The 18,675-nt window shown below is 59.8% G+C and carries 18 protein-coding genes; all 18 read right to left on the bottom strand.

Translation table 11 applies throughout. From position 1 onward, the window contains the following. Positions 1-150: 150 nt before the first annotated feature. The 18 genes from rpsQ to rpoC all read right to left on the bottom strand — a co-directional run bounded on the left by rpsQ (position 151) and on the right by rpoC (position 18,481). A complete protein-coding gene (gene rpsQ, locus GWL_RS20885; RefSeq protein ID WP_008334137.1) occupies positions 151-423 on the bottom strand; it encodes a 30S ribosomal protein S17 in 273 nt (90 codons plus the stop codon). Then, on the bottom strand, positions 420-614 hold the full coding sequence (gene rpmC, locus GWL_RS20880) for a 50S ribosomal protein L29 (RefSeq protein ID WP_006464926.1): 195 nt from the start codon (positions 612-614) through the stop codon (positions 420-422). The genes rpsQ and rpmC overlap by 4 nt, the downstream gene beginning before the upstream one ends. A gap of 13 nt (positions 615-627) precedes the next feature. Then, the gene (gene rplP / locus GWL_RS20875) at positions 628-1,047 is read right to left on the bottom strand and encodes a 50S ribosomal protein L16 (protein WP_008334136.1); all 420 of its coding nucleotides are present in this window, start codon (positions 1,045-1,047) and stop codon (positions 628-630) included. Between the two features lie 2 nt (positions 1,048-1,049). Further along, on the bottom strand, positions 1,050-1,868 hold the full coding sequence (gene rpsC / locus GWL_RS20870; protein ID WP_008334135.1) for a 30S ribosomal protein S3: 819 nt from the start codon (positions 1,866-1,868) through the stop codon (positions 1,050-1,052). Between the two features lie 9 nt (positions 1,869-1,877). Beyond that, complete coding sequence (gene rplV, locus GWL_RS20865) at positions 1,878-2,210, bottom strand: 50S ribosomal protein L22 (RefSeq protein WP_008334132.1); 333 nt, start codon at positions 2,208-2,210, stop codon at positions 1,878-1,880. Positions 2,211-2,216: 6 nt separating this feature from the next. After that, positions 2,217-2,492: a 30S ribosomal protein S19 gene (gene rpsS, locus GWL_RS20860; protein WP_006464930.1), complete on the bottom strand. Its 276-nt coding sequence runs from the start codon at positions 2,490-2,492 to the stop codon at positions 2,217-2,219. A gap of 10 nt (positions 2,493-2,502) precedes the next feature. Next, positions 2,503-3,330: a 50S ribosomal protein L2 gene (gene rplB / locus GWL_RS20855; RefSeq protein WP_006464931.1), complete on the bottom strand. Its 828-nt coding sequence runs from the start codon at positions 3,328-3,330 to the stop codon at positions 2,503-2,505. Next, positions 3,330-3,647, bottom strand: coding sequence for a 50S ribosomal protein L23 (gene rplW / locus GWL_RS20850; protein ID WP_006464932.1), 318 nt, complete (start codon positions 3,645-3,647; stop codon positions 3,330-3,332). Before rplW ends, rplB begins: the two co-directional genes overlap by 1 nt. Next, complete coding sequence (rplD, locus tag GWL_RS20845; protein ID WP_006464933.1) at positions 3,644-4,264, bottom strand: 50S ribosomal protein L4; 621 nt, start codon at positions 4,262-4,264, stop codon at positions 3,644-3,646. Before rplD ends, rplW begins: the two co-directional genes overlap by 4 nt. Before the next feature lie 2 nt (positions 4,265-4,266). After that, positions 4,267-4,935, bottom strand: a complete 669-nt coding sequence (gene rplC, locus GWL_RS20840) for a 50S ribosomal protein L3 (RefSeq protein WP_013232185.1) — start codon at positions 4,933-4,935, stop codon at positions 4,267-4,269. Positions 4,936-5,086: 151 nt separating this feature from the next. Continuing rightward, a complete protein-coding gene (gene rpsJ, locus GWL_RS20835; protein WP_006464935.1) occupies positions 5,087-5,404 on the bottom strand; it encodes a 30S ribosomal protein S10 in 318 nt (105 codons plus the stop codon). A 98-nt stretch (positions 5,405-5,502) separates the two neighbouring features. Beyond that, a complete protein-coding gene (tuf, locus tag GWL_RS20830) occupies positions 5,503-6,693 on the bottom strand; it encodes an elongation factor Tu (protein WP_008334097.1) in 1,191 nt (396 codons plus the stop codon). A 109-nt stretch (positions 6,694-6,802) separates the two neighbouring features. Then, complete coding sequence (gene fusA / locus GWL_RS20825; RefSeq protein ID WP_008334124.1) at positions 6,803-8,908, bottom strand: elongation factor G; 2,106 nt, start codon at positions 8,906-8,908, stop codon at positions 6,803-6,805. A 126-nt stretch (positions 8,909-9,034) separates the two neighbouring features. Then, positions 9,035-9,505, bottom strand: a complete 471-nt coding sequence (rpsG, locus tag GWL_RS20820; protein ID WP_006465489.1) for a 30S ribosomal protein S7 — start codon at positions 9,503-9,505, stop codon at positions 9,035-9,037. Positions 9,506-9,663: 158 nt separating this feature from the next. Then, the gene (gene rpsL, locus GWL_RS20815) at positions 9,664-10,047 is read right to left on the bottom strand and encodes a 30S ribosomal protein S12 (protein WP_006465490.1); all 384 of its coding nucleotides are present in this window, start codon (positions 10,045-10,047) and stop codon (positions 9,664-9,666) included. Positions 10,048-10,399: 352 nt separating this feature from the next. Next, entirely contained in the window at positions 10,400-11,557 is a 1,158-nt protein-coding gene (locus tag GWL_RS20810) for a hemin-degrading factor (protein ID WP_008334121.1), read from the bottom strand. 28 nt (positions 11,558-11,585) lie between these two features. Further along, positions 11,586-13,850 (bottom strand): TonB-dependent hemoglobin/transferrin/lactoferrin family receptor, encoded by a 2,265-nt coding sequence (locus GWL_RS20805; RefSeq protein ID WP_008334120.1) that lies wholly within the window; start codon positions 13,848-13,850, stop codon positions 11,586-11,588. A gap of 389 nt (positions 13,851-14,239) precedes the next feature. Further along, positions 14,240-18,481 (bottom strand): DNA-directed RNA polymerase subunit beta', encoded by a 4,242-nt coding sequence (rpoC, locus tag GWL_RS20800; protein WP_008334119.1) that lies wholly within the window; start codon positions 18,479-18,481, stop codon positions 14,240-14,242. Positions 18,482-18,675: the final 194 nt, after the last annotated feature.

Here is an 18,675-nt window from a genome sequence, read left to right as displayed (position 1 = left end):
GTCAGTCTTGGTCCTGTTAGCAAGCGAACTCGCTAGTTAGGGGACGAATAGAGCTACTCTTGAGCCTCTCTTCGCAAACTTTATTTTGCAAAGAAAGAGCTCGATATTATGGCACCATAATATCGAGCACGCAAGTACTACCTTTACTGCTTAAACGATTTGTGCTTCCTGTACCACACGGGTCACAGTCCACGCCTTCGTCTTGGAGATCGGACGGCTTTCGGTGATTTCCACCACATCGCCGGCCTTCGCCGAGTTTTGCTCATCATGCGCGTGGTACTTCTTGGTGCGCTTGATGATCTTGCCGTACAGCGGGTGCTTCATTTGACGCTCGATTTCGACAGTGACGGTCTTATCCATCTTGTCCGACACAACTTTGCCAATCAGCGTGCGCTTGAGCGCTTGTTTCACTTGATCGTTCATTGTTGGCCATCCTTCGAGTTGATCACAGTTTTCACACGTGCGATGTCGCGACGTACCTTCTTCAGCTGTGCGGTATTGTTCAGTTGCTGGGTCGCAATTTGCATGCGCAGGCTGAACTGAGCTTTCAACAGCTCGCCCAGTTCCTTTTCCAGTCCTGCCTTGTCCTTACCGCGGAGTTCAGATGCTTTCATGTTCCGCTCCTAATTATTGACCGACTTGGCGAACAACGAAAGTCGTCGACAGCGGCAATTTGGCAGCAGCCAAACGGAACGCCTCGCGCGCCAGGGCTTCGTCCACACCGTCCATCTCGTACAGTACCTTACCCGGCTGGATTTCAGCCACGTAGTACTCCGGATTACCCTTGCCGTTACCCATACGCACTTCTGCGGGCTTCTGGGAAATTGGCTTGTCCGGGAAGACGCGGATCCAGATACGACCACCGCGCTTGATGTGACGGGTCATCGCACGACGAGCAGCTTCGATCTGACGGGCAGTGATACGGCCGCGGCCGGTTGCCTTCAGACCAAAATCGCCGAACGAGACGGCGGTTCCGCGGGTGTGCGAAATGCCGGTGTTACGACCTTTTTGTTCTTTACGATATTTTCTACGTGCTGGTTGCAGCATGATTATTCTCCTGCTTTCTCAGCCGATACACCGGCATCGGCAGCTTGAGGACGACCACCGCCACGCTTTGCACCGGCGCCAGGAGCACCAGTCTTGGAGCGGGGACGTGCACCCGGCTTGCCGTCGTCACGACGGGGACCACGACGCTTCTTGTCGTCTTCCAGTTCGCCGACCAGCACCGGCGATTCGCCGTTTGCCAGGCGATCGCCCTTGTAGACCCACACCTTCACACCGATGATGCCGTAGGTGGTTTCAGCTTCGCCGAAGCCATAATCGATATCGGCGCGCAGGGTGTGCAGAGGCACACGGCCTTCGCGGTACCATTCGGTACGTGCGATTTCGATGCCGTTCAGACGACCCGACGACATGATCTTGATGCCTTGAGCGCCCAGACGCATGGCGTTCTGCATCGCACGCTTCATGGCGCGACGGAACATGATGCGCTTTTCCAGCTGCTGGCAGATCGAGTCAGCGATCAGTTGAGCATCGGCTTCCGGCTTGCGGATTTCTTCGATGTTGACGTGCACGGGCACGCCCATCAGCTTGGCCAGTGCCGACTTCAGCACTTCGATGTCTTCACCCTTCTTGCCAATCACAACGCCCGGACGGGAGCTGTAAATGGTGATGCGGGCGTTCTTGGCCGGACGCTCGATGACCACACGGCCAACCGAAGCGTTCTTCAGCTTCTTCTTCAGGTAAGCGCGGACCTTCAGGTCCTCGTTGAGCATGTCGGCAAAGTTGTTGTTGCCTGCATACCAACGCGAGCCCCAGTTACGCGTAACCGCCAGACGGAAACCGGTTGGATGAATCTTCTGTCCCATCGTGACTCCTTAGTTTCCGACGGTCACGTAAATGTGACACGACTGCTTGGAAATACGATCACCACGGCCCTTAGCACGCGCCGTGAAGCGCTTGAGGACCGCACCCTTTTCCACATAAATGGTCTTGACTTTCAGCTCGTCAATGTCGGCACCATCGTTGTGTTCGGCGTTCGCGATGGCGGACTCCAGAACCTTCTTGATGATGACCGCGCCCTTCTTGGGGCTGAAGGCCAAGATATTCAGTGCCTGATCAACTTTTTTACCGCGGATCAGGTCTGCAACCAGGCGGCCTTTCTGGGCCGACAGGTGCACACCGCGCAGAGTAGCTTTAGTTTCCATCATAGGACCTTATTTCTTAGCCTTCTTATCGGCAGCGTGACCCTTGAAAGTACGGGTCAGCGCGAATTCGCCGAGCTTGTGACCAACCATGTTTTCCGACACATAGACCGGCACGTGTGCCTTGCCATTGTGCACGGCAATCGTCAGGCCGATGAAGTCCGGCATGATGGTCGAACGACGCGACCAGGTCTTGATCGGCTTCTTGTCCTTGGTAGCCTGGGCAGCCTCAACCTTTTTCACCAGGTGGGCGTCGCAGAAAGGACCTTTTTTCAATGAACGTGTCATGTTTTATCCTTTATTTCTTGCCGCGACGCGAGACAATCATCGAAGTCGTACGCTTGTTGCTACGAGTCTTCTTGCCCTTGGTCTGCTGGCCCCACGGGGAAACCGGGTGACGGCCAGCGGCGGTCTTGCCTTCACCACCACCGTGCGGGTGATCCACCGGGTTCATGACAACGCCACGAACGGTCGGACGCACACCGCGCCAACGGGTTGCACCGGCCTTACCGATCTTGCGCAGGTTGTGCTCGCCGTTACCGACTTCACCGATGGTAGCGCGGCATTCGATGTGAACGCGACGCACTTCACCGGAGCGCAGACGAACCTGAGCGTAGGTGCCTTCACGTGCCATCAGCACGACAGCGGCGCCAGCGGTACGGGCGATTTGCGCGCCCTTGCCCGGCAGCATTTCCACGCAGTGGATGGTGGTACCGACGGGGATGTTGCGGATCGGCAGAGTGTTGCCCGACTTGATCGGAGCTTCAGAACCGCTGATCAGCTGGTCGCCAACCGACACGCCCTTGGGAGCGATGATGTACTTGCGCTCGCCGTCCGCGTAGCACAGCAGTGCGATGTGCGCGGTACGGTTCGGGTCGTATTCGATACGCTCAACCTTGGCAGGGATACCATCCTTGTTGCGACGGAAGTCGACAACACGGTAGTGCTGCTTGTGACCACCGCCGATGTGGCGGGTGGTGATGTGGCCGTTGTTGTTACGGCCGGCGGTCTTGGACTTCTTTTCGACCAGCGATGCCAGCGGACGGCCCTTGTACAGGTCGGGATTGACGACCTTGACCATGCCGCGCCGACCGGGCGAGGTCGGCTTCACTTTTACGAGTGCCATTATTTAGCCTCCTCGGTGAAGTTGATTTCTTGACCCGGCTTCAGGCTGACGAAAGCACGGCGGGTGTGGTTGCGGCGGCCCATACCGTTGCGCGAGCGCTTCTGCTTGCCCTGACGGTTGGCGACTTGCACCGATTCCACTTCCACCTTGAACAGCAGTTCGACGGCGGCCTTGACTTCCAGCTTGGTGGCGTCCTTGGCGACCAGGAAGACGACTTGCTCGTTCTTCTCGGCGACAAAGGTTGCCTTTTCGGAGATCACCGGTGCCAGCAGCACCTTCATCAGGCGCTCTTCGCTATGTTTCACGATTGCGTTCATGCCAGCAACTCCTCAATCTTTGCCAGAGCCGGCTTGGTGATCAAGACATTCTTGAAGTACACCAGCGACACGGGATCAGCTTGACGCGGCTCGACCACCAGCACGCCCGGCAGGTTGCGCGAGGCCAGCAGCAGCTTTTCGTCCAGGCTGTCGGTAATAACCAGCACCGATTCCATGCCCATGCCCTTCAACTTCTGGGCCAGCAGCTTGGTCTTCGGGGCTTCGACGGCGAACTCTTCGACGACCGACAGGCGGCCTTCACGAGCCAACTGGGACAGGATCGAGCAGACACCTGCGCGATACATCTTCTTGTTGACCTTGTGGGTGAAGTTTTCGTCAGGCGAGTTCGGGAAGATACGGCCACCACCGCGCCACAGAGGCGACGAGGACATACCGGCACGTGCACGGCCAGTACCCTTTTGACGCCAGGGCTTCTTGGTGGTGTGGCTGACTTCTTCACGATCCTTTTGCTTGCGATTGCCGCTACGAGCGTTGGCTTGGTAGGCAACCACGACCTGGTGGATCAGGGCTTCGTTGTAGTCACGACCGAAAATGGTATCCGGTGCGGCGACGTTCGAAGCAGCTTGACCTTGGTCATTCAGGAGCTTCAGTTCCATTATTAAGCCCCCTTCTTCGCTTTGACTTTGACTGCCGGCGAAACGATCACTTGACCGTTCTTGGCGCCAGGAACGGCACCCTTGACCAGCAGCAGCTGACGCTCTGCGTCCACACGGGCGATTTCCAGGTTCTGGACGGTGGTCTTGACATCACCCAGATGACCGGTCATGCGCTTGCCGGGGAACACGCGGCCCGGATCCTGCGCCATACCGATGGAGCCAGGAACGTTGTGCGAGCGGGAGTTACCGTGGGTCGCGCGACCCGACGAGAAGTTGTAACGCTTGATGGTACCGGCGTAGCCCTTACCGATCGACACGCCTTGCACGTCGACTTTCTGGCCAGCTTCAAACATGCCGATGCCAACGACGTCGCCAGCCTTCAGTTCGGCAGCCTTGGAAGCGTCAACACGGAATTCTTTGAGGACAGTACCTGCCTCGACGCCAGCTTTGGCGAAGTGGCCGGCGGCGGCTTTCACCACGCGCGAAGCGCGGCGTTGACCGAAGGTCACCTGAACAGCGGAATAACCATCCACTTCAGGCGTTTTGATTTGAGTCACGCGGTTGTTGGACACGTCCAGCACGGTCACAGGGATCGAATCCCCATCTTCCGTGAAGATGCGCATCATACCAACCTTGCGACCAACAAGGCCCAGGCTCATTGTTTTCTCCATTCCCGCCTGCGATTGGGCGGGGCTGATGTTCGTACTACCATAAATTATGGGTCTTGCAAACGCAAAACCCACATCGAAGCCGAGTATTATAGCCCGTAAAACAAAAGCGCACAACCGAGGTTGTGCGCTTTTCCAACACTATGCCAGCTGATTACTGCAGCTTGATTTCAACATCAACGCCAGCGGGCAGGTCCAGCTTCATCAATGCGTCAACCGTCTTGTCGGTCGGATCGACGATATCCATCAGGCGCTGATGGGTACGGATTTCGAACTGATCGCGGGAGGTCTTGTTGACGTGCGGCGAACGCAGGACGTCGAAGCGCTGGATGCGGGTCGGCAGGGGAACCGGGCCCTTGACGACAGCGCCGGTACGCTTGGCGGTGTCAACGATTTCCAGTGCGGACTGGTCGATCAGACGATAGTCGAAAGCTTTCAGACGGATACGGATTTTTTGGCTAGGAACCGACATGATTTTCCTTTAAAGAACGAACCGGGGATGGGGATCATCCCCGGCGATGTTAAAAATGCGACTAGTGTTACCTGGTACTGCTACTGCTGATCCGACGGTTAGTCGAAGATCTTGGCAACCACGCCGGCGCCGACGGTACGGCCGCCTTCACGGATAGCGAAGCGCAGACCTTCTTCCATGGCGATCGGGTTGATCAGTTGCACGGTGATCGACACGTTGTCGCCCGGCATGACCATTTCCTTGTCCTTCGGCAGTTCGATCGCACCGGTCACGTCGGTGGTACGGAAGTAGAACTGCGGACGGTAGTTGTTGAAGAACGGGGTGTGACGGCCGCCTTCGTCCTTCGACAGAACATAGATCTCGCCGGTGAAGTGCTTGTGCGGCTTGATCGAACCCGGCTTGGCCAGAACCTGGCCACGCTGCACGTCTTCACGCTTGGTGCCGCGCAGCAGCACGCCAACGTTGTCGCCAGCCTGACCTTGATCCAGCAGCTTGCGGAACATTTCCACGCCGGTGCAGGTGGTCTTCTGGGTGTCAGCGATACCGACGATTTCGATTTCTTCGCCGACCTTGATGATGCCGCGCTCAACGCGACCGGTCACCACGGTGCCACGGCCGGAGATCGAGAACACGTCTTCCACCGGCATCAGGAAGGTACCGTCAACGGCACGTTCCGGGGTCGGGATGTAGGTGTCCAGCGCTTCTGCCAGGGCCATGATGGCTTGCTCGCCCAGGGGACCGGTGTCGCCTTCCAGCGCCAGCTTGGCCGAACCCTTCACGATGGGCAGGTCGTCGCCAGGGAACTCGTACTTCGACAGCAGTTCGCGGACTTCCATTTCCACCAGTTCCAGCAGTTCAGCGTCGTCCACCATGTCAGCCTTGTTCAGGAAGACGATGATGTAAGGAACGCCAACCTGGCGCGACAGCAGGATGTGTTCGCGGGTCTGGGGCATCGGGCCGTCAGCGGCCGAGCACACCAGGATCGCGCCGTCCATCTGGGCTGCGCCGGTGATCATGTTCTTCACATAGTCGGCGTGGCCTGGGCAGTCAACGTGCGCGTAGTGACGGTTCGCGGTTTCGTATTCGACGTGCGCGGTGTTGATGGTGATGCCGCGTGCCTTTTCTTCAGGCGCTGCGTCGATCTGGTCGTAGGCCTTCGCTTCGCCGCCGAACTTCTTCGACAGAACGGTTGCGATTGCAGCGGTCAGGGTGGTCTTGCCGTGGTCAACGTGACCGATGGTGCCGACGTTCACGTGCGGCTTGGTCCGTTCAAACTTGCCTTTTGCCATTTTAAATTTCCTTCAAAAGAACGATATGTTCGATGTTCAATATTCAATGTGTGGCCGGTGATCCAGCCAGCGATCCCCTCCACTCGGAAGGGATCGCCATTCCTGCAACTTACTTGGCCTTGGAAGTGACGATTGCGTCGATCACGTTCTTGGGCGCTTCGGAGTAGTGCTTGAATTCCATCGAGTAGGTTGCACGGCCTTGGGTAGCCGAACGCAGCGTGGTCGAGTAACCAAACATTTCCGACAGGGGCACTTCAGCCTTGATGATCTTGCCACCACCGCCGGCGATTTCATCCATGCCCTGGACCATGCCACGGCGGGAGGACAGGTCGCCCATCACGGTACCGGCGTAATCTTCCGGGGTTTCCACTTCGACAGCCATCATCGGTTCCAGGATGACGGGGCTGGCGCGGCGGCAACCTTCCTTGAAGGCCATCGAACCAGCCATGCGGAAGGCGTTTTCGTTCGAGTCCACATCGTGGTACGAACCGAAGAACAGGGTGACCTTGACGTCAACGACCGGGTAACCAGCCAGCACGCCGGTGTTCAGGGTTTCACGCACGCCCTTTTCAACGGCGGGGATGAATTCGCGAGGAACGGTACCGCCCTTGATCGCGTCGACGAACTCGAAGCCCTTGCCGGCTTCTTGCGGCTCGATCTTCAGGACGACGTGACCGTACTGACCACGACCACCCGACTGCTTGACGAACTTGCCTTCGGATTCTTCGCAGGTCTTGCGGATGGTTTCGCGGTAAGCCACTTGCGGCTTGCCGACGGTGGCTTCGACGTTGAATTCGCGCTTCATGCGGTCAACGATGATGTCCAGGTGCAGCTCGCCCATACCGGCGATGATGGTCTGGCCCGATTCTTCGTCGGTACGCACGCGGAACGACGGATCTTCAGCAGCCAGGCGGTTCAGGGCCAGGCCCATCTTTTCCTGGTCGGCCTTGGTCTTGGGTTCCACGGCCTGCGAGATCACCGGCTCGGGGAAGACCATGCGCTCCAGCACGACCATTGCCTTGTCGTCGCACAGGGTGTCACCGGTGGTGGTGTCCTTCAGGCCCACGACGGCGGCGATGTCACCGGCCATCATTTCCTTGATTTCTTCACGCTGGTTGGCGTGCATCTGAACGATACGGCCGATACGTTCCTTCTTCGACTTCACCGAGTTCAGCACGGTGTCGCCCGAGTTCAGGGTACCGGAGTAGCAGCGGATGAAGCACAGCTGGCCCACGAACGGGTCGGTGGCGATCTTGAAGGCCAGGGCGGAGAACTTCTCGTCGTCCTTGGCTTCGCGCACGACCGGCTCGTCGTCTTCGTTCAGGCCCGGAACCGGGGGGATGTCCACCGGCGACGGCAGGTACTCGACCACGCCGTCCAGCATGGCTTGCACGCCCTTGTTCTTGAAGGCGGTGCCGCACATCATCGGGACGATTTCGCCGGAGATGGTGCGTTGACGGATGGCGCCCTTGATTTCGGCTTCGGTCAGGTCGCCTTCTTCCAGGTACTTGTTCATCAGGTCTTCCGATGCTTCAGCAGCGGTTTCGACCAGGTTTTCGCGCCACTTCTGGGCTTCGGCCTTCAGGTGCTCGGGGATGTCGCGGTAGTCGAACTTCATGCCCTGGGAAGCGTCGTCCCAGTAGATCGCGCGCATCTTGACCAGGTCGATCACGCCTTCGAAGTTTTCTTCGGCGCCGATAGGCACTTGCATCGGGATCGGATTGGCCTTCAGGCGAGCACGCATCTGCTCGTAGACCTTGAAGAAGTTGGCACCGGTACGGTCCATCTTGTTGACGAAGGCCAGACGCGGGACCTTGTACTTGTTGGCCTGACGCCACACGGTTTCCGACTGCGGCTGCACGCCGCCCACTGCACAGTAGACCATGCAGGCGCCGTCGAGCACGCGCATCGAACGTTCCACTTCGATGGTGAAGTCAACGTGACCCGGGGTGTCGATGATGTTGATGTGGTGGGCCGGGAAGTTGTTCGCCATGCCCTTCCAGTAACAGGTGGTCGCAGCGGAGGTAATGGTGATACCGCGCTCTTGTTCCTGCTCCATCCAGTCCATGGTGGCGGCGCCGTCGTGCACTTCACCGATCTTGTGGTTCACACCGGTGTAGAACAGCACGCGCTCGGTCGTGGTGGTCTTGCCAGCATCGATGTGCGCGGAGATACCGATGTTGCGGTAGCGCTCAATGGGGGTCTTGCGAGCCATGATTTATTCCTAAGTCTTTAATGCACGAAACCGAGCGTCATTTTTTTCAAATAAACGCTCGGCTCGAACCAATTTAGATGCAGGCCAGGAAACACCCGGATAGGGTCCACCCCAGCCCAGTCTTGATTAGAAGCGGAAGTGCGAGAACGCCTTGTTCGCTTCTGCCATACGGTGCACTTCATCACGACGCTTCATGGCGCCGCCACGGCCTTCGGCGGCTTCCATCAGTTCACCACCCAGGCGCTGCGGCATCGACTTTTCGCTGCGCTTGTTGGCGGCTTCACGCAGCCAGCGCATCGACAGGGCCATACGGCGCACCGGACGCACTTCAACGGGCACCTGGTAGTTGGCGCCACCGACGCGGCGGGACTTCACTTCCACCATCGGCTTGCAGTTGTTCAGAGCTGCGGAGAACACTTCCAGCGGGTCCTTGCCCGACTTGGTCTGGATGTAGTCGAAGGCACCGTAGATGATGTTTTCAGCGACGGACTTCTTGCCCGACAGCATCAGCACGTTCACAAACTTGGCGACTTCAACGTTGCCGAACTTCGGATCCGGCAGAATTTCCCGCTTGGGGACTTCACGACGACGTGGCATTTCGATTCCTTTCAATCTTCAGTTGAGTGGGCGAACCCTGCTTCAACTTCGCCTGCACTCGCGGAGAGCCATCATGGCTTCCACTTACTCGGCCCGTCCTGGACCGACTCTGAGTCTGTTCACACGACGCGCGAAAGCGTCATGATAAACACCAATTATTACTTCTTCGCTGCCTTGGCGCGCTTGGCACCGTACTTCGAGCGAGCTTGCTTGCGATCCTTGACGCCCTGGGTATCCAGTGCACCGCGAACCATGTGGTAACGCACACCCGGCAAGTCCTTCACACGGCCGCCGCGGATCAGCACGACGCTGTGTTCTTGCAGGTTGTGGCCTTCACCGCCGATGTACGAAATGACTTCGAAACCGTTGGTCAGACGCACCTTGGCCACCTTACGCAGCGCCGAGTTCGGCTTCTTCGGGGTGGTGGTGTAGACGCGGGTGCAAACACCGCGCTTTTGCGGGCTGTTTTCCAGCGCCGGCGACTTGCTCTTCACGATCGCGCGGACACGTGGTTTGCTAATCAGTTGATTGATGGTTGGCATCGTTTTAATCCAACAAAGTACAACATTGAAAACAGGTTCCGGAATCGGTTGCCCGGAACCACACAGGAAACTCTTGTGCGCAAGACAATGCGCAAATCGGATTTAAGACCGGAAGGGAGAATAGCGTCGCAGAAGCGATGTTTCAGACCAAAGAACGCATAAGCCCGGGAGAGCCTAAATTCGAGAACTCGCGAGTGTACGCCTGAAAGCCCAGCGGGTCAACCCGAACCGGGCCCCAGCGCCGATTTGACGCGGTTTATGGCCATTTCGCCACGCTTTCAGGTGGCGCAATGGCAATGTTTTCCGTAATGCAAGGGTTGCCTGCAGCGCCTCCATTGTCTGCGGGAGCAGTTCAGCCGCGCGGCAGTGCCTCTACCATGTTGCGCCACTGCATCGTCTCGGGTTGGTCACGGTCGCGGCGCGAGAAGAAATTGACGATCTGCCGGCCCTGGGCATCGTAGAACTCCACCGAGGTGATCATGCCGTGATCGGTCGGACGGCGCACCACCCAGCCGTGGTCTACCGCCTTGGTACGCAGGTGCAGGTTGAAGGCCGGGTCGAGGACGTTGTACCAGTCCCCCGCCACGGCAGTCTTGCCGATCAGGCCACTGTATATCTGCGTCATGCCGCCATTGCTGACGAACACCATGATGGGCTGCCGGCGTTGCCTGGCGTCCTCCAGCAGCGCCTGGGCCGCCTGGGGTGCGATGCGCCAGGCCGACTCCGGTCCTATGAGCTGCAGCGCCTGTTCGCGGGTGAGCTTGAGCTCGCGCAGCAGACGCGGGAATTGATGCACGTCGGTCAGCTCCTGCCAGGACCGGCGCAGTTCGCCGATGGCCTCCGGGCTGGGCGGCGCGACCTGCTGCAGGGTCGCAGGTGCAGGGGCGGGCTCGAGGTTCAGGGCTGCCTGCTGATCGGCCAGACGGAAATCGGCCACCAGCCGCTCGAATTGCGGCACATGCTGCTCGTTGTCCAGATAGACCTTGTGCACCGCATCGCCCTGCCGGTCGAAGAACTGCAGGCTGCGGCTGGTCTTGCCGTCCCGGCCCGCCTGCACCACGGCAAAAGCGCTGCCCCAGCGCGACATGGCAAAGCGCAGGTCGATGGGCCCGCCGGCGAAACCTGTGCCGGGGATCACCCTGCCCTGCTCGTCGCGCTTGATGGGGGCAACTTCGCCGCTACGTTCCAGGACGGCATCTTCATTGCGGGTAATGGCCTTGATGCGTCCCAGTTCAGGCAGACGCGCGAACAAGGCTTCAAGGGCAGCCTGCTCCCCCTTGAGGCGCACGGCATTGCGGCCGACCTGGGTCGCCAGCAAGGCCGATTCCTTGACACCAAGTTCACGTGCGGCATCTCTTGTATGAAGTTTTGGCTGCAAACGCTGGAGCTCGGCCCAGCGTTCGGCCAAGGGGCGCTGGGTGGCGCAGCCGGCGCTGGCCAGCGCAGTCACCAGCAGCAAGGTCATGGTGATATGGCCTCGCGCGGGGCGGGCGACGATGTGCTTGCTCATGAGGGTCCTCGGGTCGGAAAAATGGGAATCAGTAGGCGATCTTCAGGCTGACGTTGAAGCTGCGCCCCGGCTCGGTATAGGCATCCTTGTTGACGGCGCTGTCGGCCAGCGACAGGCCGCGGATGTCGGTCCAGCTCCAGTACTTGCGATCGAACAGGTTGCGTACGCCAGCGTAGACGGTCATGTTGCGAGTGAGGTGGTAGCCGCCCGAGAGATCCATGACGAAGAACGACGACGAGACGAAGTTGGTGGCGGTCGGGATGTCTTCCTTCTTCTTGGCCGCGTTGTAGACCAGGTCGCTCTGCACGAACCACTGCTGCGCAGGCTCATAGCGCAGGCCCGCGACCACCGACAGCGGAGCCACGGACTCCAGTCCTTGCTTCACGCCATTGGTGGTGGTGCTGCCCTTGGTCCAGGCGAACCCGCCCTTGACCGTGAAGCCGTTGTCGAGCGCGTAATCGATCCGCCCTTCCAATCCGTGGATCTGCGCCTTGGCGGCATTGCGATACTGGAAGATGGTCGGATTGGCGACCGTAAGATTGCCGCGCACCGTCACCAGATCGATGAAGTTGCGGTAATTGCCCTTGTAAGCGGCAGCGCTGTAGCGCAGCGCGCCGGGGCCTGCCGCCAGCTTGCCGCGCAGCCCGACTTCCACCGTATTGCTGGTCTCGGGCTGGAGATCAGGATTGGAGATCTGCCGGTACACGGTATTGTTGAAGAAGGAATTGACCTCCTGCGGCGAGGGCGAACGGAAACCGCGGGCGTACTGGATGTAGGGAATGAAGGCCGGCGTCACCTCATACAGGAACGCCAGGCGCGGGGAAAGCGCGCTGTCGCGGCTGCTCACTGCCGGCTGCCCGTTGGCGATGGCCTGGGCGTCATATTTGGCGCTGGCCTTGGGCTTGAGTTCATAGCCGTCCAGGCGCAGACCGGCGATGGTGGTCAGCGCGCCGGTGCGCATCTCATCCTGTACGTACGCGCCAAGCTGGGTGGATTCGGTCTTGGGGAAATACTGGCAATACTGCGTGCCAGTGCAGCTGGTCCAGCCGGTGCCGTTGGCGCTGGTCTGCAAGGTGGACAGGCTCAGGTCCAGCCCATAGACCAGCTTGTGTCGCCAAGAGGCAGAACCGAAATTGCTCTCGGCCAGCAGGCTGCCACTGATCATCTGGTCGCTGTACGACACCGCCCGGAAACGCGGCCGCACGATGCTGGCCGTACTGGTGCCGGCTTCATTGGTGAACTGGTCGGTGTCGGCATTGCGATAAGTGAGGCTGGCCTTGAATTTCTGTATCCACGGCTGATCTGCATCGTTGCGCTCATAGGCCAGCGTGGCGCGCTGGCCGGTGGATTTGCTGCTGGTGCTGTAGGCAGTTACGCCATTGTCGATTGCGGAAAGGCTGTCGCCGCTCTCGCGCTCTTCGGTAGCCTGCAGCGTGAGCTTGAGGGTGTCGATGCCATTGGGCTTGAAGACCAGCTTGCCCAGCGCCGAGCGATTGGTAGTGCTCATCGGGTCGGGCGTGGTGCGGGCGCTGCCGCGCACGTCATTGGTCCCCTTGTTGTCGCTCTCGTTGCCGTGGCGCGCATTGAGGATCAGCATGCCCTGCCACTGCTGGCTGCCCCAGGCCGCACTGGCGGTGGCGCCAAAGCTCTTGTCGACCGAGTCGTAGGAAGGCTTGAAGGAGAAATAGCTGGACTTGCCATAGACCTCCAGCAAGTCAGACGGGTCCTTGGTGATGAAATTGACCGCCCCGGTGAGGCCATCGCTGCCGTACAGCGAAGACGCCGGACCGCGCAGCACTTCAATGCGACGATACAGTTCGGTATCCGTGGTCGCGCCCCGCCCCACGCTGGCCACGCCCTGGCTGAAAGCACGCGGCATGACGATGCCATCCTCCAGCATCAGCACGCGATTGCCATCGAGCCCGCGGATGGTGATGCCCTCGTTGCCGCCACGCCCGGTGGTGGCGGCCGCGCCAGTGATGCCGGACATGCGATATACCGAGCGCCGCACCTCCACCCCCGGTTCGTAACGCAAGGCATCCTTGATGTCCTTGGCGTTGTGCTCTTCGATCTCTTCAGAGGTGATGACGGAAACCGTTGCCGCCGCGTGATCGAGGTCACTGCTGCCGGAGCGATTGGCCGTGACGACCACGTCCTGCAGCTTCTTGCCGCTGGCCTGCGCCGATGTGATGGCCTCGCTCGCGGACGCGCGGGCGGAATTGGACTGGGTATTGGAATCGGCCGATTGCGCAAGGACACTCACGCACAGCCACGACTGCAGCGCCAGGAACACGGCCGCTGCACACTTCGATTTGCATGGGAACACTGGTAACCACCCCTTGATCTGGATCGGTTACTAGCGCGGGCTGGCTACCTCTTGGATAAAAAACGACCGGCAAAAACCAGTCGTCGAGCATATGAAGCTCGATTCCATCGAGCACGAGTCAGATGAGAATCGTTATTATTTGTAAATGATAGAAGATTCACTCATCCTTGGCAATCCCGCAAGCAGCAAGGCCTACACCATGTAGGGATATGAAGGCTGCGCATTGCGGGCGCACATCGCCTATGAACGAAAAAACGGCGCCGGAATTGCTTCCGGCGCCGTTCTCTCTTGCAGCTGCTTGTCTTGCCGGGGCGACCGGACCAACTGGCCGCCCCGTGATGCCATGCGAATAATGCTTACGCTTCGCCTTCGCCGCCACCGATGGATTCGGTCGAGGAGATTTCCTCGTCGCCGAACTCGGAACGGGAAGCACGTTCGGCTTCGAGCAGTGCTGCGCGCTCTTCGGCTTCCCATGCGTCCTTTTCCTTGCGGGCGCGGTGGAAGGCCAGGCCGGTACCGGCCGGGATCAGGCGGCCGACGATGACGTTTTCCTTCAGACCGCGCAGGCCGTCCTTCTTGCCCATGATGGCCGCTTCGGTCAGCACGCGGGTGGTTTCCTGGAACGATGCGGCCGAAATGAAGGAGTCGGTCGACAGCGATGCCTTGGTAATACCCAGCAGCACGTTTTCGTAGGTCGCCGGGATCTTGCCTTCGGCGGTCACGCGGTCGTTCTCGTCCAGCAGTTCGGAGCGCTCGACCTGCTCACCGGTGATGTAGTTGGTGTCGCCCGGCTCCACCACTTGCACGCGGCGCAGCATCTGGCGCACGATCACTTCGATGTGCTTGTCGTTGATCTTCACGCCCTGCAGACGGTACACGTCCTGCACTTCGTCCACGATGTAACGGGCCAGCGCTTCGATACCCAGCAGACGCAGGATATCTTGCGGATCGGCCGGGCCGTCCACGATCATTTCGCCCTTGTTCACCACCTGGCCGTCGTGCACCAGCACTTGCTTGTCCTTGGTGATCAGGAACTCGTGCTTGGTACCTTCCATGTCGGTGATTTCCAGACGCTGCTTGCCCTTGGTTTCCTTGCCGAAGGCAACGGTACCAGTGACTTCGGCCAGCATGCCGGCATCCTTGGGCGAACGGGCTTCGAACAGCTCGGCCACGCGCGGCAGACCACCGGTAATGTCACGGGTCTTCTGCGATTCGGTCGGGATACGGGCCAGCACTTCACCCACATGCACCTGCTGGCCGTCCTTGACGGTGATCAGCGCGCCGACCTGGAAGCCGATGGTCACCGAGTGTTCGGTGCCGGCGATCTTCACTTCTTCGCCTTGTTCGTTGAGCAGTTTCACCTGTGGACGCATGACCTTCGAGGACGGACCACGACGCTTCGCATCGATGACCACCAGGGTCGACAGACCGGTGACTTCATCGATCTGCTTGGCGACGGTCGAACCCTCTTCGACGTTTTCGAACTTCACGGTACCGGAGTACTCGGTGATGATCGGACGGGTCAGCGGATCCCAGGTCGCCAGGGCGGTACCGGCCTTGATGGTCAGGCCATCCTTGACGATCAGGGTGGCGCCGTACGGCACTTTGTGGCGTTCACGCTCACGGCCCAGGTCGTCGGTGATCAGCACTTCGCCGGAACGGGAAATGACGATCTGTTCGCCCTTGCCATTGGTCACGTAACGCATCGTGGCGGTGAAGCGCACGGTGCCGTTGGACTTGGCTTCCACCGAGGAGGCCACCGCTGCACGCGATGCCGCACCACCGATGTGGAAGGTACGCATGGTCAGCTGGGTACCCGGCTCACCGATGGACTGCGCAGCCACCACACCGACGGCTTCGCCGGAGTTCACCAGCAGGCCACGGCCCAGGTCGCGGCCATAGCACTTGGCGCACAGGCCATAGCGGGTGTCGCAGGTCAGCGGAGTACGAACCTTCACTTCGTCGATACCCATGCGTTCGATCTCTTCGACCTTGTCTTCGTCCAGCAGAGTGCCGGCTTCGAACAAGGTGGATTGATCTTCCGGATTGACGATGTCGGTCGCAGCCACACGGCCGAGGATACGGTCGCGCAGGGCTTCGATGACTTCACCGCCTTCCACCAGCGCCTTCATGGCCGAACCGTTGGAGGTGCCGCAATCGTCTTCGATCACGACCAGATCCTGGGTCACGTCCACCAGACGACGGGTCAGGTAACCGGAGTTTGCGGTCTTCAGCGCGGTGTCGGCCAGACCCTTACGGGCGCCGTGCGTCGAGATGAAGTACTGCAACACGTTGAGGCCTTCGCGGAAGTTCGCGGTAATCGGCGTTTCAATGATGGAGCCGTCAGGCTTGGCCATCAGGCCGCGCATACCGGCCAGCTGGCGGATCTGGGCAGCCGAACCACGGGCGCCGGAGTCGGCCATCATGTAAATCGCGTTGAACGATTCCTGGGTGGTCTTCTTGCCTTCGCGGGTGATGACGTCTTCCACCTTCAGCTGGTCCATCATGGCCTTGCCGACTTCGTCACCGGCCTTGCCCCAGATGTCCACGACCTTGTTGTAGCGCTCGCCTGCGGTCACCAGACCCGAGGAGTACTGCTGTTCGATCTGCTTGACTTCGGACTCGGCAGCGGCGATCAGGGTAGCCTTTTGCGGCGGCACCAGCATGTCGTCCACGCAGATGGAGATACCGGCGCGGGTCGCCAGGCGGAAGCCCGACTGCATCAGCTGGTCGGCAAACACGACGGTGGCACGCAGACCGCACTTGCGGAAGGACGTGTTGATCAGCTTGGAGATTTCCTTCTTCTTCAGCGCGCGGTTCAGCACCGAGAACGGCAGGCCCTTGGGCAGGATCTCGGAGAGGATGGCGCGGCCGATGGTGGTCTCGTAGCGCTTGACGGTACGCACGAATTCGCCGGTGACCGGATCCTTCGGGTGTTCCACGATACGCACCGTGATACGGGTAGCCAGCTCGACTTCCTTGTTGTCGTAGGCGCGGATGACTTCGGACACGTCCTGGAACATCATGCCTTCGTTCTTGCCGTTGATGGCTTCACGGGTGGCATAGTACAGACCCAGCACGATATCCTGGGACGGCACGATCGACGGTTCGCCGTTGGACGGGAACAGGATGTTGTTGGAGGCCAGCATCAGGGTGCGGGCTTCCATCTGCGCTTCGATGGACAGCGGCACGTGGACGGCCATCTGGTCGCCGTCGAAGTCGGCGTTGAACGCGGCGCAGACCAGCGGGTGCAGCTGGATCGCCTTGCCTTCGATCAGGACCGGCTCGAACGCCTGGATGCCCAGACGGTGCAGGGTCGGCGCACGGTTCAGCATGACCGGGTGTTCGCGGATGACTTCTTCCAGGATGTCCCAGACCACCGGCTCTTGCGCTTCCACCAGCTTCTTGGCGGCCTTGATGGTGGTCGACAGACCCATCAGTTCCAGCTTGTTGAAGATGAAAGGCTTGAACAGTTCCAGGGCCATCAGCTTGGGCAGGCCGCACTGGTGCAGCTTGAGCTGCGGGCCCACCACGATGACCGAACGGCCCGAGTAGTCCACACGCTTGCCCAGCAGGTTCTGACGGAAACGACCGCCCTTGCCCTTGATCATTTCGGCCAGCGACTTCAGCGGACGCTTGTTGGCGCCGGTCATGGCCTTGCCGCGACGACCGTTGTCCAGCAGCGAGTCGACCGCTTCCTGCAGCATGCGCTTTTCGTTGCGCGTGATGATTTCAGGAGCACGCAGCTCCATCAGGCGCTTCAGGCGGTTGTTGCGGTTGATGACGCGGCGGTACAGGTCGTTCAGGTCGGAGGTCGCGAAGCGGCCGCCATCCAGCGGCACCAGCGGACGCAGTTCCGGCGGCAGCACGGGCAGCACTTCCATGATCATCCACTCGGGCTTGATGCCCGAGCGCTGGAACGCCTCCAGCACCTTCAGGCGCTTGGCGTACTTCTTGATCTTGGCTTCGGACTTGGAGTCCTTCAGTTCCTGGCGCAGGGTTTCCGCTTCGCGGTCGATATCGATCGAGCGCAGCAGTTCGCGGATACCTTCGGCGCCCATGAAGGCGATGAAGTCGTCGCCGTACTCTTCGTACTTGGCGGCGTAGTCGTCTTCGGACATGATCTGGCACTTCTTCAGCGGGGTCATGCCGGGATCGGTCACGACGTAGGCTTCGAAGTACAGCACGCGCTCGATGTCGCGCAGGGTCATGTCCAGCACCATGCCCAGGCGGGACGGCAGCGACTTCAGGAACCAGATGTGGGCAGTCGGGGAAGCCAGCTCGATGTGGCCCATGCGCTCACGGCGCACCTTGGCCAGGGTCACTTCCACGCCGCACTTCTCGCAGATCACGCCACGGTGCTTCAGGCGCTTGTACTTGCCGCACAGGCACTCGTAGTCCTTGATGGGGCCGAAGATCTTGGCGCAGAACAGGCCGTCGCGCTCGGGCTTGAAGGTACGGTAGTTGATGGTTTCCGGCTTCTTGACTTCGCCGAAGGACCACGAGCGGATCTTGTCAGGCGAAGCCAGACCGATCTTGATCGCGTCGAATTGTTCGTTTTGCTGGACTTGCTTGAATAGATCGAGCAGTGCTTTCATGTATCACTCCAGGTTGGCGTGAGAAACTAAATTTACGTGTGGCCGGTTCACCCTGCTTAACCCTGTTCGCATCGGCGGGAGAGCCAGCGAAGCCTCTGCTTCGTGGTGCCGCTCGATACCGGGACAGACCTCCCCAGCTTACTGCCGTACTTCGCTTGAATCTTTTGAATCTCTTGATTCGTTCACATCGCCCG

The organism is Herbaspirillum sp. GW103 (genome assembly GCF_000261365.1).
In the GTDB taxonomy this organism is placed as follows: domain Bacteria; phylum Pseudomonadota; class Gammaproteobacteria; order Burkholderiales; family Burkholderiaceae_D; genus Herbaspirillum.
This window is presented reverse-complemented; position numbering and strand designations above follow the sequence as displayed.

Excerpts from the sequence above, each read along its gene's own strand:
- rpsQ (WP_008334137.1), bottom strand. The coding sequence starts at position 423 with ATGAACGATCAAGTGAAACAAGCGCTCAAGCGCACGCTGATTGGCAAA.
- rpmC (WP_006464926.1), bottom strand. The coding sequence starts at position 614 with ATGAAAGCATCTGAACTCCGCGGTAAGGACAAGGCAGGACTGGAAAAG.
- rplP (WP_008334136.1), bottom strand. The coding sequence starts at position 1,047 with ATGCTGCAACCAGCACGTAGAAAATATCGTAAAGAACAAAAAGGTCGT.
- rpsC (WP_008334135.1), bottom strand. The coding sequence starts at position 1,868 with ATGGGACAGAAGATTCATCCAACCGGTTTCCGTCTGGCGGTTACGCGT.
- rplV (WP_008334132.1), bottom strand. The coding sequence starts at position 2,210 with ATGATGGAAACTAAAGCTACTCTGCGCGGTGTGCACCTGTCGGCCCAG.
- rpsS (WP_006464930.1), bottom strand. The coding sequence starts at position 2,492 with ATGACACGTTCATTGAAAAAAGGTCCTTTCTGCGACGCCCACCTGGTG.
- rplB (WP_006464931.1), bottom strand. The coding sequence starts at position 3,330 with ATGGCACTCGTAAAAGTGAAGCCGACCTCGCCCGGTCGGCGCGGCATG.
- rplW (WP_006464932.1), bottom strand. The coding sequence starts at position 3,647 with ATGAACGCAATCGTGAAACATAGCGAAGAGCGCCTGATGAAGGTGCTG.
- rplD (WP_006464933.1), bottom strand. The coding sequence starts at position 4,264 with ATGGAACTGAAGCTCCTGAATGACCAAGGTCAAGCTGCTTCGAACGTC.
- rplC (WP_013232185.1), bottom strand. The coding sequence starts at position 4,935 with ATGGAGAAAACAATGAGCCTGGGCCTTGTTGGTCGCAAGGTTGGTATG.
- rpsJ (WP_006464935.1), bottom strand. The coding sequence starts at position 5,404 with ATGTCGGTTCCTAGCCAAAAAATCCGTATCCGTCTGAAAGCTTTCGAC.
- tuf (WP_008334097.1), bottom strand. The coding sequence starts at position 6,693 with ATGGCAAAAGGCAAGTTTGAACGGACCAAGCCGCACGTGAACGTCGGC.
- fusA (WP_008334124.1), bottom strand. The coding sequence starts at position 8,908 with ATGGCTCGCAAGACCCCCATTGAGCGCTACCGCAACATCGGTATCTCC.
- rpsG (WP_006465489.1), bottom strand. The coding sequence starts at position 9,505 with ATGCCACGTCGTCGTGAAGTCCCCAAGCGGGAAATTCTGCCGGATCCG.
- rpsL (WP_006465490.1), bottom strand. The coding sequence starts at position 10,047 with ATGCCAACCATCAATCAACTGATTAGCAAACCACGTGTCCGCGCGATC.
- GWL_RS20810 (WP_008334121.1), bottom strand. The coding sequence starts at position 11,557 with ATGAGCAAGCACATCGTCGCCCGCCCCGCGCGAGGCCATATCACCATG.
- rpoC (WP_008334119.1), bottom strand. The coding sequence starts at position 18,481 with ATGAAAGCACTGCTCGATCTATTCAAGCAAGTCCAGCAAAACGAACAA.